Here is a 15166-nt window from a genome sequence, read left to right on the forward strand (position 1 = left end):
ATATTTTATTGGTGCATTGATGATGTTTTGAGTTATTAAATTTGAGAATATACTGGATTTATATTCACTAAATAAAAGATAGCATGTTATGCGATTCTGAACAAATATTTTGATAAAAAACGTTATTAAAAATTTGACCTTTTATCAACGGAAATAAATACTCAAAAAAAGATGGAATTTTCATTCCACCTTTTTTTTGAGTATAGCTTGAAAAGCTTATTCTTTTACATAAACATTGAAATCTTTCAAAAGCTGCAAAGCGAGAGGCTCGTGATCTCGGCTACTTACCATCGATGAATCAATAATAAAGTCAGCTTCTGGAAAGGCGCTTTGCAAAGCAATAGTGTTTGATAAGACGCATAGATTGGTTTCGATCCCCACGACTTCGATTGTTTTTTGCTCATCTTTACTTTCGAATAAGGAATGTTTGATTTCTGTCAGTGTTTCTGGCGGCAAGGTGAAGTAATATTTTTTTATCTCTCGCTCATTCGGCAGAGGGGAGAGTTCAGAAATGATTTTGAGATCTTTGCTCTCTGATTCGTCTTTTCGATCGACAGGAATATCACGGGTAAATAGGACATATTCATTTGCTGAGCGAGCTTGCTTCAAACGCGTACTGATTCGTTCAACTAAAGTTTCTGCATCCTCTATATAAAATTCACTGTTCGGATCTAAAATATGGTTTTGCATATCGATTATGACTAACATCAGACATTTCTCCTTAGATAGAATGTTTGTTCAAAAAGTCGGCTACACCAGCTTCGTCATTGGTGGTAGTCACTTCATCGGCTAACGATTTGACATGTTCTTGGGCATTTCCCATAGCAATACTCAATCCACTGAATTCCAACATGGCTAGATCATTTTCTTGATCCCCAAATGCCATCACATCTTCTGCAGTCAAACCTAAGTATTCCGTTAAAAATAATAAAGAATGAGCTTTAGTAATATCTTTAGGCGTGATTTCCAAGAAATGTGGATCTGAAAAGACGGAATCAATGGATTCTTTCTTCAATTCAGCTTGGATATGTTGCAGTTTTTCCTCATTTTTATCCGTTAACGCTAATTTCAAATAGCTCAATGAAGGATCATCCAGCTGAGCAGTAATCTCTTCGAAGGAATGGTTTTGTAAATTAAAATGTTGATAATAAGGATCGTCTTTTACTAAAGCGGATTCGTCAAAAGTGATTTGATCATCTTGCGTTTCTCGACTTGCAATAATCGATATTTTTGCTTCTTTTGCTAAATAAAAGGCCTTTTTCAGTATAGGAACTTCTATCTTTGATCGTCTTAATACATGATCGATTTTTCCATCTTTCATTTCAGAGATCAATGCACCGTTTGAAGAAATCAAATATCCGCTAATACCTAGCTGTGCAAAGACATCCTTTGCGGAGATACTATTTCTTCCTGTGGCGATCGTAACGATTCCTCCATTAGATGCGAATGATTTCAATGCTCTGATATTTTCTTGTGGGACTAATCCTTGTGAATCAAGCAAGGTCCCGTCTAGATCGATTGCTGCTAATTTCATCTTTTTACGCTCCCTTAGTCTTTTTTCTTTCATCCTTAGATTAAATGAGAAACTTCTAAAATAAAAATAAAATGCTTTGGCGCTTTGAATTTTTTCAAAAAAGATTTTTCATGAAATGAGCAAAGTATATAGGTAAGAAAATGGTCAAGACCGCTGAATAAAAAAGCATAACAATTCAAATGTTTTCGTTTTCATTTTCATAAAAAAGGTCAATTTTTGGGTAATATTCATAAAAAACAAAGCATATCTTTTGCTTTCAGGAAAAAGTAGGCATATTGTAGATGTAGAACAGGTTAGAAAAAGATTAAAAAAAGGAGTGATTTTGATGGAGATTAAGTATGGAACTGTACCGGTTGTGACTGCTTCAGATGAAAATTATGCTCCTTATCTAAGCGTAATGATTGCAACGGCACTGGAAAATGCGAATAAGATGAGACATATATATTTCTACGTAATCGACGATGGAATATCAGAATATAGCAAAGAAGGATTGCGCCAGACAGTTGCACAGCATTCGGAGCATGCAAGTATTCAATTCTTGACTGTTGAGAAAGATGTCTATGAAGATTTCTTAGTCAGTGACCATATTACAACAACTGCGTATTTAAGAATTTCTCTACCTAAAATCTTAGCAAAATACAATTATAAAAAAGTGTTGTATCTAGACGCGGACGTTTTAGTGTTGGATGACATCGTTGCATTATATGACGAATCATTAAATGGTAAAACAATTGGGGCAGTAATCGATCCAGGACAAACAAAAGCATTGAGACGCTTAGGGATCGATTCAGATGAATATTATTTTAACTCAGGAGTCATGGTGATCGATATCGATCAATGGAATGAAAAAAATATTACAGATAAAACGATCCAATTCTTAAAAGAAAATGGCGATCAGATCATCTACCATGACCAAGACGCATTGAACGGCGTATTGTACGGAGATTGGGAACAGCTTCATCCAAAATGGAATATGCAATGTTCATTGATTTTTGAACGCCACCCAGCTCCAGATGAAAAATATGAAGAGCTATACAAAAGTGGGAATAAAGCTCCTTCAATCGTTCATTTCACAGGGCATGATAAGCCTTGGAATACATTGAAGGATCATCCTTATACACAGATCTATCTAAAAAATCTAGCGCATAGCGTGTTAATGAAAGTAGGCGAGGTAAATGAATAGAAGAAAAGAAGTAGCAGTCGTTTCAAGTTGTAATACAAAATTTGTGCCTCATCTAGCAGCACTATTTGTGTCGATTTTAGAAAATAGTGACCCGAAAGTGTTTGTACGTTTTTACGTAATTGATGATGACATTGATACGGAAAGCAAAAATCTTTTACGTTTTTCAGTAAAAAATTCACGAATGAATACAGATGTCGAATTTTTGAAAATCAATAAAAAATTCTTCAAAAACTTAGTAACAAGTGATCGTATCCCTGAAACAGCATACTATCGTATTGCGATCCCAGAATTATTTAGAGGGAAAAATGTGGAACGTATCCTTTACATGGATTGTGACATGATCACGTTGAACGATATCAGCAAATTATGGGATCTTGAGTTTAACGGTGCAATCATGGCGGCAGTTGAAGATGCTGGTTTCCACCAACGTCTTGAAAAAATGGAAATTGAAGCAGACTCTATGCGTTACTGCAACTCAGGGTTGATGCTGATCAATGTTGAAAAATGGTTAGAGCATAACATTACTAAAAAAGTGCTTAAATTCATCGAAGACAATCCAGAAAAACTTCGCTTCCATGACCAAGATGCCTTGAATGCAATTTTACATGATCAATGGATCGCGTTACATCCTAAATGGAATGCACAAGGCTATATCATGGCGAAAGCAAAACAACATCCAACTGCTCAAGGAGAAAAAGAGTACGAGGAAGCACGTCGCGATCCTTATATCATCCATTACTCTGGCCATGTCAAACCATGGAGCGAGGAGTTTAAGGGAGAAAGCAAAAAATACTATGAAAAGTATGCAAATATGACAGCTTTTCGATGTGTGAAAAACTTTCCGAAATATCCATTATATGCCCGTGTTCAACGTAACACAGAATTGAGTCGTTGATCGATAATAGAAAAAACTTACTATTATATAGAGGAGATGAGCGATATGGAAATTACATTGACTAGAAATGCGATGGATATCTTGAAAGAAAAAGCAGGGACGCATTCAAAATTAGCCCTTGCATTGATCGATAGTAAAGATCCTTTTCTTAGAGATAAGGGCGCCTGTGCGAAAGGAAGCTTTTTTCAAATCATTCCTTTTCTTACAGAATTTGGCCAATACGTAACAAGGATCGAACATCCTTCGCTTGATATCTATACGTCTCAAAACGAGCAATGCTATTTAGGAAAGTCTTTGATTATGGATTATGACCAGCGATTGAATAGTTTCTCACTAGAAAACGAAATTGCTGTGTTGGATCATAACATCAAATTGAACAATTGCTTCTTTAGTTGAGAGCATACTAGAAAGGACGATTCACCATGCTGGAATATTACTTGATTGATAAAAACAAGAAAGTAATAGCCGCAGATGAAAAACATTTTAATTGGCTTGTGATTGATACGAGCGATACTGAGGAAATCGAAAAGGTTACTCGAACGTATCAGCTTCCGGAGGATATATTTGTCGGGATGACTTATCCAGAAGAGGTCTCTCGTTTAGAACATCTTTCAGGAACGAGTTTGAACAACCCGATTTCCTTAGTACTGCTCAACCTTTCAAGTAAAAAAGAAAAAATCGAACATCGTCTGACGCCATTGTCTTTCGTCTTATCAAATGACTTATTGATTACTTGTCGGGATGAGAAAACCAATTTTATCGATCATTTGATTGACCATCATGGAGATAAAATCGATTCTTTCGAAAAGGTGATTGTTTATGCGGCATTAGACATTTATACACATTTTGTCAAAGAGCTTCGAGAAATGAAAACGCGTATTGATTCGTTGGATCAAGAAGCTCGAAAAACGACAGAAAATGAAGAACTCTATAAGCAAGCCGATTTAGAAAGAGATATTGTTTATATTGATCATACTTTGCGAGATCAGAAAGAGACGATGGATCTATTATGGGAAACAACCGAATTTAGAGAACGTGTGAATGACGAACAGTTACTTTATGATGTCCATCTGAGGCAACGTCAAACGGAGAAGATGATATTGATCTATCGTGATCTCTTAGAAAGTATTGGCGATCTTTTCAATGGGATGATGGACAATAATCTGAACCATCTCATGAAATATCTGGATTCTACGGCCTTGATCATCTCTGTTCCTGCAATGATTGCTGGTATCTGGGGGATGAATACCGGTGGTCTCCCAGGAGAAGACTCCGCGACTGGCTTTCTTTTAGTATTAGGCGGATCGATCTTAGCGGCTGCGGCTTTAGGTTATCATTTATTTAGAAAAGATTATACAAAGTAAATAGTATGGGTTTTTTTACCCAAATTTATAACGATAGTTATGACTAAAAAATAGGAGGATCATCATGACAGAACCAAATTTAATCGACCCAAGAAAACTTTATCATACGGAAGAATTTCCAAAACAAGACCAAGAAACACCTGCTTTACAAAAGGACATGAAACCAGTACCTGATTGTGGCGAAGAAAGCTACAAAGGGACAGAGCAATTAGAAAACCGTCGTGTCTTGATTACAGGAGCAGACTCTGGGATTGGGCGGGCAGCTGCCATTGCTTTTGCAAGAGAAGGGGCAGACGTTGCTATTCAATTTTTCCCAGGTGAAGAAGAAGATGCTGAGCAAGTGGCTCATTATATCGAAGAAGCTGGTCGTAAAGCTTTACTATTACCTTATGACTTGCGTGATGAAGCAGCACCAAAAGAAATCATTGAAAAAACTGTAGCAGCATTTGGCGGATTAGATACTTTAGTTCTTAACGCTGCACAACAGATCTCTTCTCCATCCATTGCTGAAATTCCATTGGAACAAGTAAAAGATACGTTTACTGTAAATATTCTTGCGATGTTTGCTTTAGTAAAAGAAGCAATCCCGCATATTCCTGCTGGAGGAGCAATCGTTACAACAACTTCTGTACAAGCATTCAACCCAAGTGAACATTTATTGGACTATGCAGCAACAAAAGCATCGATTGCCAACTTTACAATCGGTTTAGCGAAACAATTAGCACCAAAAGGAATCCGCGTCAACGGTGTAGCGCCAGGACCAATCTGGACACCATTACAATTAGATGCAGGTCAACCAAAAGAAGATCTACCTGAATTTGGTCAACAAGCATTGTTGGAACGTGCGGGTCAACCAGCTGAATTAGCACCTGTCTATGTCTTTCTTGCATCAAACAAAGCAAGCTACGTCACTGCACAAATTTACGGTATTACAGGTGGAGAAGCCATCAATCTATAATCTGTGACAACATGTGAGGAGGGCGAAACAATGAACAAAGGAGCGAAAACGCTAGGGGCAATCTTATTGATCATTTTACTATCGGTATTAGTATTTGCTATGTTGCTGACTGCAGTATATCCATTGCCGTTTAATTTGGAAGAATTCCGCTTTTTGTCATTAACTAATTTTTATGTTCAGCAATATGTATTTTGGGTCACTGCGGCTTTTGCTGTATTGACACTGATACTCATTCTAGTCTTACTGTTCTATCCCAAAACATACCGTTCATTTTTACTTAAAAAAGGTGACGGTGAATTGACTTTAGACAAAAAGGCGATTGAAGGAATGGTTCGTTCACGTTTGACGAAAGAAGATTTTGTTTCTTCCCCGAAAGTAACGATCAAAGCGACTAAAAATAAAATCGATGTAAAAGTAAAAGGTGAATTAAAACGCACGTCATCATTAATAGGTAAAACAGGAACATTAATGTCAGACATTGAGCGTGAAGTAAAACAAATCATCGGTACAGACGAACCAGTGAACGTATTGGTCAATTATACAGGCTTTGACTCACCACAATCAAAAAGAGTCGAACAATCACGAGTACAGTAAGGGGGAGAGAAAATGAACGAGATCTTTTCGACATACAAGCTCCCAATTATTTGTGGCGTGCTTGGATTGATACTAGCTATTTTACTGATAGCTGTCGGTTTTTTCAAAACATTGCTGATCGTGATCATGGCTGCGATTGGCGTAGCCATCGGTATGTATTTGCAAAGAACCGGAATTTTAGAACATTACTTTAAATCCTAGGAGGCATTACCATGGAAAACAATCATACAAATACTAACGGAAATACACCAAAATCTGCGCATCCAGATCCAACAACACCAAACCAAGCGCAAGGAATCAAAGACGAAAAAAATAAAACAGCGCCAGTATCTGCACATCCAGATCCAGTCGTACCACATGCAGAAGAAAAGGTTGCTCATGATCAAAAAGAACATCATGATCATCCACATCATGACCCAAAACCTCATGATGGACACGTAACACCGAACGAAGGAAATAAACAGGCAAATGAAGTGAAGGGCAGTGAAGAAACAATGAACGGTGAAGTAACTTATGATGATAAAGTCATTCAAAAAATTATTGCGATCGCATTAGAACGTATCGACGGACTATTAACAGTTGACGGAGGATTTTTCTCTAATGTAGCTGGCAAGTTAGTCAATACGGACAATGAAACAGCAGGAATCGAAACGGAAGTTGGGAAAAAACAAGTGGCTGTTGATATGTCGATCGTCGTTGAATATGGCAAAGACATTGAAGATATTTTTAAACAAATGAAAGAGATCATTAGTGAAGAAGTAGCAAATATGACACATTTAGATGTCATTGAAGTAAACGTCAATGTCACAGACATCAAATCAAAAGAAGAATTTGAACAAGATCAAGTGACTGTACAAGACAAAGTGACTGATGCTGCAAAAGCAACTGGAGAGTTTGCTTCAGAACAAACAGACAAAGCAAAACATGCAGTAAACAAAGAAACAGAAAAAGTAAAAGAAGACAACGAGCCAAGAGTACAATAAGAAAACTTGGTGAGTCTAAACTTTTAAAATAAAACTACTTGTCGCATTAGAAAATCGGCTAGACACTATAGGAGGAAATACAGATGGGATTTATTTGGTCATTAATCGTTGGTGGAGTTATCGGAGCAATTGCAGGAGCAATCACAAATAAAGGCTCTTCAATGGGCATCATCGCAAACGTCATTGCAGGACTTGTTGGTTCAGCAATCGGACAAGCGTTATTAGGAACTTGGGGACCAGTTATTGGTGGTATGGCAATCGTACCTTCATTGATCGGAGCGATCATTTTAGTATTGATCGTGTCGTTCTTTGCTCGTAAATTGTAATAATAGGAAGGAAAATTTGTAATAAATACAAAAATTCTTCTACTTTGAAATAATCGGTAACGTTTAAACTTAAGTAATTTAAAAGAAGGATCTTCTCAAATTGACACGTTCAATGTTGAGAAAATCCTTCTTTTTCGTTGTTATCTCGCGTTTTGTTAAGTTTGATGAATATAATTCATTTTCTTACAGATTTTTTTCTGTCAATTTCTCCAAGTTGATTGGGAAAAATTGACGTTTTAAGTCTTTTCTATGACCGATAAACTTGAATCAGTAAAGCTTTTCATTGCTTTTCTAAATGATTTAAAAAAGGAGTGAATAGTAAAAAGACGATTAAGAAACGGAAAATACATAACGTTTTATACAAGGATCATTCATGATACTACGAACATCCTTTAAGTAAAAGAGTAACGATTATCATATGGAGAGAAAAAATGACAAAAAAATGATTCAAGAATAAACGTTTTTTCTCTTGTTGATTGATAAAGAGGAGGAAATGATTTGAGAACAAGAAGAAAACTGTTGAACAGCGCCTTGATCCTGGGTTTGACCTTAGGAAATCTCAATGGCACAGTTGTACAGGCAGTGACCGCCTTCAATGCACTAGGCCCGATTCAAAGTAGGCAGGCAAGGACAACTAGAAAGACAAAAACTAGTGATTCAGAAGAAAAGAAAGAAAATGAAAAAGCAGGAGATAAAAAAGAGGAAGAAGAAAAAAAGAAGAATGACAGTTCAGAAAGAAAAGTTATGACAGACTCCGAAAAAAAAGAGTATGATCAAATGATTCAAAGAATGTTAAATCCAAGAAACGCAATAGCAGTTCCAGATACTATACCTTTTCTAAGATCACGAGAAGCTGGTTGGTTTGCAGATTTTTTGATTAGGGAAATAACAAACGGGATAAATGATAAAGTAGTTAACCTAGAAAATATGAATGTTGGAGATACAATTGTTGTAAGAAATATCTCTCGTATGTTTTATCCATCCATTAATCATCTCATACCAGACTTCGTTAATAATAATACAAATAGAAGTGTTTTTACTAATGGGAGTCCGCTGAGGTTTAATTCTGATGCTGTGCCCCAAAGAATATTTTTTATACTTTCTAATTCGAGAAGTGGGAATTGGCAGATGAGAATGGCTCCAACTCCTTTGGCAGCACAATCTGGAAACAATGGGGAACTCGATGTTATATTCACACGTTTAAAAGTTGCTCCGCTTCAAACAGAGATTTTTGATGTGGAGAGATTTCCATTTTCATATAATGAATTACTCTGGGGAACACATACTCAAAATACGGAAGCAATGGCCCCAACATTCACTTTTGATTTCTTTGCTAGAGAAAGCGCCGAGTCAATGATTGGCCCTATGACAATGAGTGCAAAAGAATCACATTTTGTATTGCAACATCTGCAAAACGTAAATCCAGAGATGTTTGTTACTACGAATAATACTCGTGGAAATATCTCATATGAATGGGTAAGACGAATTAATACACAACAGCTGGGTAAGCAAAATGTTGAACTTCGAATGTCTGATGAGACAGGACGACCACCCGTAAATGTATCATTTGAGGTTGATGTCCAACCAATAATTGTAGCTAAAAATAAAAATGTGACCTTTAGGCAGAATGATCGCAATCCAACGGTACAAGAATTATTTGATACTCCATTTGGAGGAACTTTAACCTGGGTGAATAATATAAGTACAGAAAATATTGGTAATTTTGTTTGGAATGCTAGAGTAAGAATGCCAGATGGTAGAGAAACTACTGAGAGTGTAAATGTTTCGATTCAGCAAGATGAAGGATTACAAATAGAATTACATCCAATTGAAGAGCAAAGACTCGGCACTACTAACATCCAATTTACAGCCAATTCATTTAGAGATCTGATTAAGGATATTACTTTTAGAGATATGCCTGTGGAAAGAAATAGTTTACAACTAATAATGGGAGATTCAGTCTTGCCGAATTTCAGTATAGCAGGTGAACAAGAATTCAGATTGACGATTGAAGGAAGACGTCCCGATGTTAATGCAACTACAAGAGGTACGGTTGAAGGAACAGTTAATGTGCGTTGGGAAGATACTATATTGATGAAGTCAGCAACAGGACAATCAGCTGGTGCATTTTCATTATTATTGAGCAACTCAAATTCCAATAATATCCCCTTAAGGATCAGTAGTGGTTTGGCAACGGATATGGATGCACCAGTAGGAGTACAGACTTCTCCTTTTTCAAGATATTACTCAATTGAAATTTCACGAAATAATAATGTGATCTATAGTCAAGATGTCTTGAACAGGTCAACCTTGCAACAAGTAATCAATCAGTTTGGAAATACTGAGAATATTTTTAATGTACAATTTGGTGATGTGATTAGAATCCATCATCCTGGTCGAACAGCAAATAGTTCAGTATTGATGATGGCTGAGCAAGAGCATGATTTTACCTATGGTACAGAATATGCGTACTACGAAGTCACTTCTTCTGGATTCAAACCAGTACCAGTCATGGAGGCAGAAGCTTCACAAAAAAGCTTTGTTTTGGGAGAGAATACTTCAACCATTGATCCAGGCTCATTACTTGATAATGTGACGATTAATGGACGTAGAATCGATAGTAGTCAATATACAGTAGAATCATTGATCGACTTCGACACAAGTACGATCGGTACACGTAAGATGCGTTTAAGAATCAACATGAAAGATGGACTTGCCTCAAATGAAATCGAAGTAGAGTATGATGTGAAGTGGGGAGATACCTTTGTCTTAAGAGGATTAAATGAAGCCACAGTCGGGGCATTTAGTTTGCATAAAGAAAACGGTCAATTTGCACTCCATGCTTCACAAGGAGTAAGCGGCACGAATCTCGCCAACCCAGTCAACAACCATTTTGGTCGAGATACGTATTATTCGATCGAAGTTATGGGCGGATCTAGTACGAATTATACATACGAAGTAGCGGGTAATTCTACGATCAGGGATGCCATCAACGGTTTCAATAATGGACAGCCTCTTCCAGTTGAAAAAGGTAACGTGATCAAAGTATATCATGCAGATCCACGTGGTCCCTCACAAGGACGTAACCTTCTAATGCAAGATGAATTGGTTCGTGATTACACGATCGGTTCAAACTACGCCTATTACGAAATCACAGATAATGGGTTAGAACCGATTATTGCCGTAGCTGCAGATTCATCACCGCAAGAGTTTACTTTAGGGGATAGCACGGCAGGAATCAATGGAGCAAATCTGATCGATCATATCACAGTCAATGGTATCGAATTAGCTCCAAATCTATACAGAGTGACGCAATTAGAAGAGTTTGATACGTCAACTGCTGGCAAGAAAGATTTGCGCATTCAGTTTGAAACGACAGATGGCTTAGTTTCTAAGGAAATCACCGTTCCTTATGAAGTCAAATGGGGGAACACAATCGTTATGCGTTCGGCGAATGGCGGAGCAGCGGGTGCATTTTCTTTAAGAACAGGTAGTAATAACTCGGTACGTCAGTTAACCATGTTCCCTGGGATTGATTCGCCACTAAATGAGCAGTTAAGTCCTAACTCTTCCTTGTACTATTCAATGGAAATCATTCGTGGCGATCGAACAGTCTATTCTCAAGAAATGCCAGGCCGAGCAACTCTACAACAAGTCTTGGATAATTTTGGAACGAATCGTGCGGTAACCGTTCAATTTGGTGACGTGATCAAAATCTATCATCCGCAACGTTCAGAAGGAAGTTCAGTGCTGATGGTTAATGAAGAAGAACAAGACTTCACACATAATTCATCTTATGCTTACTATGAAGTGACTGCATACGGTTTTGAGCCAATGGCAGTCATGGATGCTTATACTGCCAATAAAGAGCTAGTTTTAGCACAAGATACCACTAACTTTGAGTTGGAAGAGTTACTAGATAGAGTCACGATCAACGGTGAAGCTGTCGCTGAAGATACGTATACGATCGAACGTTTATCTGATTTCGATACTTCGACGGTCGGTGAAAGAGAAGTTCGTTTGAGAATGGAAATGAAAGATGGATTAGCTTCTGTGGAATTAGAGATTCCTTACGAAGTGAAATGGGGAAGTACATTCTTGTTGAAAGGTCTTGAAAATGCGACAGTTGGTGCTTTTAGTATCGTCGAACAAGATGGCGTATCAAAAATCCATGCGACTCAAGGGGAACAAGGCACGATTTTGAATAATGCGGTCAATAATGTTTTTGGACGAGATACGTATTATCGAATTGAGATTTTAGCTGATCCTGAACAACCTGAAAGCCACTTGTTCCCTAATAATGTCAAATACAGCTATGAAGTAACAGGACATATGACAATTAGGCAAGCGATCCAAGGCTTCAACAATGGGCAACCATTAGAAGTGAACGAAGGAGATATCTTCAAAGTGTATCATGCAGAAACGGAAAATCGTAACTTACTGATGCGAGATAACTTAGTCAGAAACTTTACGGCCGGGTCTAATTATGCACATTACCGTATCCAAAATGGTGAATTTGAGCCAATCACGATGATCCATGCGGAAAAACAAAATCAAAGTCTCGTTTTAGGTGAGGATGCTAGTGAATTGGATGCGACAAAACTGATCAATGAAGTTCGTTTCAACGGACACCAGTTGTCTAGTTCGTTATATAATGTAGAACAAATCGATGAATTTGATACACAAACTGCTGGGCATAAATCGGTGACAGTTCGAGTATCGACCGCAGATGGTGTCACAGCAACTGATATCGAAGTGCCTTATGAAGTGAAATGGGGAAGCACGATCCATCTGAAGAATCGCCAAAATGAAACAGTTGGCTCATTCGGATTAGTGAAAAGTGGCCGTCAAATCGAAATCCAGTCGATCCAAGGTTCAGATCGTACGATTTTAAATAATCGTGTGACACAAGTAGATGATAATAATGTCTACTATGGCATCGAGATCATTGGTCAAGATGGTCGTGCGAAATACCAATACGATGTTCGAGGAACACAAACGATCCAACAGGCAATCTCACGTTTTAATAGTGGCAATGCCTTCCCAGTTGTTGAGGGCGATGTGGTGAAAGTGTATCATCAAGATGCAAACAACAATATCTTGATGCACGAAGAACAGGAAAGAAACTTTACTTATGGCGGACAATTTGCTGTTTATAATGTGACTGAATATGGCTTTGAGCCGACAGGCGAATTAGATGTCAGAACAAGAGAAGCAGCGATTGCAATTGGCACAGAAAGAGTTGATCCGAAATCATTGATCGATACAGTCCGAGTGAATGGCCGTGAGATCTCCAATAATTCTTTCACCGTTCAATTACAAGAAGATTCACAGATCGATACTTCTCAACTTGGAAGTAATAATGTGGTAGGCTTAGATATCCAAGTGGATCAAGCACATGGCGGATTTACAACAAGTACGGAAGGAAGATACTCAGTTGTCGAACAAGGTCAAGAAGATACACCAGGAGCGGGTGACGAAAATTCTGGCGGAAATGCTGCTGGAGAAAACCCTGGAGAAAATAGTGGTGAAAATGAACTGAATGAAGAGGGCGCTCTTGGAGAAGATATGGGCAACTTGCCACAAACCAATGCGACTAGAAACACACTCCTTTCTGTATTAGGAACCATGCTACTCGCTCTAGTTGGCGGTATCTTCTTCTGGAAGAAACGATCAATTGAAGAAGTAGAAGAAGAATCGAAAGAATAAAGTGAGTTCATATCCACTTTTTATAAGTAACAGAAAAAATAGTTTTTAGAGAAGAACAAAGACCACTAAAATAGAATAAGGGAAACACTCAAAGGAGGGGAGACCCGAACTTGAGTGTTTTTTGCATTTGTTTGTGAGGTGAATAAAAAATGTTGAAGATTTTGTCGAAAAAGTTAAAAAGACAATTAAGATTACTGGAATACTTATTTGAAGGCGATAGCTATCGGTTTAATGATTTAGAAAATTTACTTGGCTGTTCAGCAAAAACTTTGCGCAACGACTTACTTGATATTCATTCTTACGCTAGTGATATCAAGATCAAAATGACCCGAGGAGAGGGAGTAAAGGCAACGATCTTACCTCATGTAACAGAAGATTATATTTATCATGTGATCAAGCAAGAATCCATGGAGTATCGCTATTTAGAAGCGATTTTATTACATAAGTTCAAAAATTATCTGGAGTTAGCCGACTATTTATTTATTTCTGAAAGTACTTTGCGACGAATTGTCGATAAAATCAACCCAACGTTGCATAGATATGGGATGAAAGTACAAGCATTGATCAAGCTTACTGGAAACGACCAAATCATCACTGAAATGACGGTCCAGTTTTTAATGGAGAAATATCATTATTTCGAGGACGCATTTCCTGAAAATTTTCGTTCACTTATTCTTCAACTCATTCAAGCATTTATTGAAGAAAATGGGCTGCAACCACAATTCACTCATTTAGAACCGCAAGAGGAAAAACTATTTTATTTTTGGGTCGCTAGCCGTATTCTGTTACTTCAAAATGAGGAAAGCATAAGTTCGATAAGTAAAAAACAAAAGAAATTTAGGTATGAACAACTATCTGTGGAGCGTTTGCGCCTGCCGAAAACGAACGACTTGATCAACGAACAGTTAGCAACTTACATATTTGACAAGCCATTTGTCCATCAGTTATTCGATATTGAGTCTGCAAGTATGAAAAATCCAATTATTCTTGCATTGAATAATTTTATAAAAGAGGTAGAAGAAAAGTACGGGATCATTTGTGAAGATAAGCAAAGGATTTTCCGGAAAGTGAGCATTTTATTACAACAAAATACAGTCCCATTTACTGTTTATTATAAAAAAAACTCTCTTTTTTTTAAAAATAATCACTCAGAAATGAAAGAAATCCAGCTTAGGTTTTGGAATAAGATGAAACATGCCATGCATAATCATTCGATTTTATTAAATGATTTTGAAGGATTTACTACAACGGTATTCACGGAAATATTATTATACTGGCCAGTTTTGTTAAAAATGTTCGAAGAAAATAAACAGGTTCGCGCATTAGTCGTAACTAATGCTACGCTAAAATATGATGACTATTTACTTAGTAATTTAGAGCATCAACTAGGTAATCGCTTTGAATTTATTCTCAGAAAAAACAAGACAATCTCTCAAGCGCTGATCAACTATGAGAATTATGATTGCATTATTTCAAACATTTCAATAGATAAAAGCTATAATATTCCTGTATTTGGTATATCCGTTTTCCCAAAAGCTAGAGAGATCAATAATCTGATCCACTTTTATCAAGAGTTGCTCGCATAAATAAGAGAACTGAAAAAGCCCACAAGACATAAAA

At 37.2% G+C, this 15166-nt stretch carries 13 protein-coding genes; 11 read left to right on the forward strand and 2 right to left on the reverse strand.

Annotated elements, in window-relative coordinates; genetic code table 11:
- Positions 1-216: 216 nt before the first annotated feature.
- Together JZO83_RS14110 and JZO83_RS14115 are read right to left on the reverse strand one after the other, a co-directional pair.
- Positions 217-708, reverse strand: a complete 492-nt coding sequence (locus tag JZO83_RS14110; protein ID WP_207116116.1) for an isochorismatase family cysteine hydrolase — start codon at positions 706-708, stop codon at positions 217-219.
- 13 nt (positions 709-721) lie between these two features.
- Positions 722-1534 carry a Cof-type HAD-IIB family hydrolase gene (locus tag JZO83_RS14115; RefSeq protein ID WP_206858957.1) on the reverse strand — a complete coding sequence of 271 codons (813 nt, stop codon included), beginning with the start codon at positions 1532-1534 and terminating at the stop codon, positions 722-724.
- Positions 1535-1859: 325 nt separating this feature from the next.
- On the opposite strand from JZO83_RS14115, the gene JZO83_RS14120 reads away from it, so the two are divergent.
- The 11 genes from JZO83_RS14120 (at position 1860) to JZO83_RS14170 (ending at position 15132) form a co-directional block, all read left to right on the forward strand.
- Entirely contained in the window at positions 1860-2717 is an 858-nt protein-coding gene (locus tag JZO83_RS14120; RefSeq protein ID WP_206858958.1) for a glycosyltransferase family 8 protein, read from the forward strand.
- Complete coding sequence (locus JZO83_RS14125; RefSeq protein WP_207116117.1) at positions 2710-3612, forward strand: glycosyltransferase family 8 protein; 903 nt, start codon at positions 2710-2712, stop codon at positions 3610-3612. Before JZO83_RS14120 ends, JZO83_RS14125 begins: the two co-directional genes overlap by 8 nt.
- 45 nt (positions 3613-3657) lie before the next feature.
- Positions 3658-4008, forward strand: coding sequence for an iron-sulfur cluster biosynthesis family protein (locus JZO83_RS14130; protein WP_206858960.1), 351 nt, complete (start codon positions 3658-3660; stop codon positions 4006-4008).
- A 26-nt stretch (positions 4009-4034) separates the two neighbouring features.
- Complete coding sequence (locus tag JZO83_RS14135; protein ID WP_206858961.1) at positions 4035-4976, forward strand: magnesium transporter CorA family protein; 942 nt, start codon at positions 4035-4037, stop codon at positions 4974-4976.
- Between the two features lie 64 nt (positions 4977-5040).
- The gene (locus tag JZO83_RS14140) at positions 5041-5934 is read left to right on the forward strand and encodes an SDR family oxidoreductase (RefSeq protein WP_206858963.1); all 894 of its coding nucleotides are present in this window, start codon (positions 5041-5043) and stop codon (positions 5932-5934) included.
- 30 nt (positions 5935-5964) lie between these two features.
- Positions 5965-6528, forward strand: coding sequence for an alkaline shock response membrane anchor protein AmaP (gene amaP / locus JZO83_RS14145; protein ID WP_207116118.1), 564 nt, complete (start codon positions 5965-5967; stop codon positions 6526-6528).
- A gap of 12 nt (positions 6529-6540) precedes the next feature.
- Positions 6541-6729 carry a DUF2273 domain-containing protein gene (locus JZO83_RS14150; RefSeq protein ID WP_207116119.1) on the forward strand — a complete coding sequence of 63 codons (189 nt, stop codon included), beginning with the start codon at positions 6541-6543 and terminating at the stop codon, positions 6727-6729.
- A gap of 11 nt (positions 6730-6740) precedes the next feature.
- Positions 6741-7511, forward strand: coding sequence for an Asp23/Gls24 family envelope stress response protein (locus JZO83_RS14155; protein WP_207116120.1), 771 nt, complete (start codon positions 6741-6743; stop codon positions 7509-7511).
- A gap of 83 nt (positions 7512-7594) precedes the next feature.
- Positions 7595-7837: a GlsB/YeaQ/YmgE family stress response membrane protein gene (locus JZO83_RS14160; RefSeq protein ID WP_153829806.1), complete on the forward strand. Its 243-nt coding sequence runs from the start codon at positions 7595-7597 to the stop codon at positions 7835-7837.
- A gap of 498 nt (positions 7838-8335) precedes the next feature.
- Positions 8336-13546: a putative mucin/carbohydrate-binding domain-containing protein gene (locus JZO83_RS14165; protein ID WP_207116121.1), complete on the forward strand. Its 5211-nt coding sequence runs from the start codon at positions 8336-8338 to the stop codon at positions 13544-13546.
- 149 nt (positions 13547-13695) lie between these two features.
- Positions 13696-15132 carry a helix-turn-helix domain-containing protein gene (locus tag JZO83_RS14170; protein ID WP_206858979.1) on the forward strand — a complete coding sequence of 479 codons (1437 nt, stop codon included), beginning with the start codon at positions 13696-13698 and terminating at the stop codon, positions 15130-15132.
- Positions 15133-15166: the final 34 nt, after the last annotated feature.

This window comes from Enterococcus sp. DIV1298c, assembly GCF_017316315.1.
GTDB lineage: Bacteria > Bacillota > Bacilli > Lactobacillales > Enterococcaceae > Enterococcus_B > Enterococcus_B mangumiae.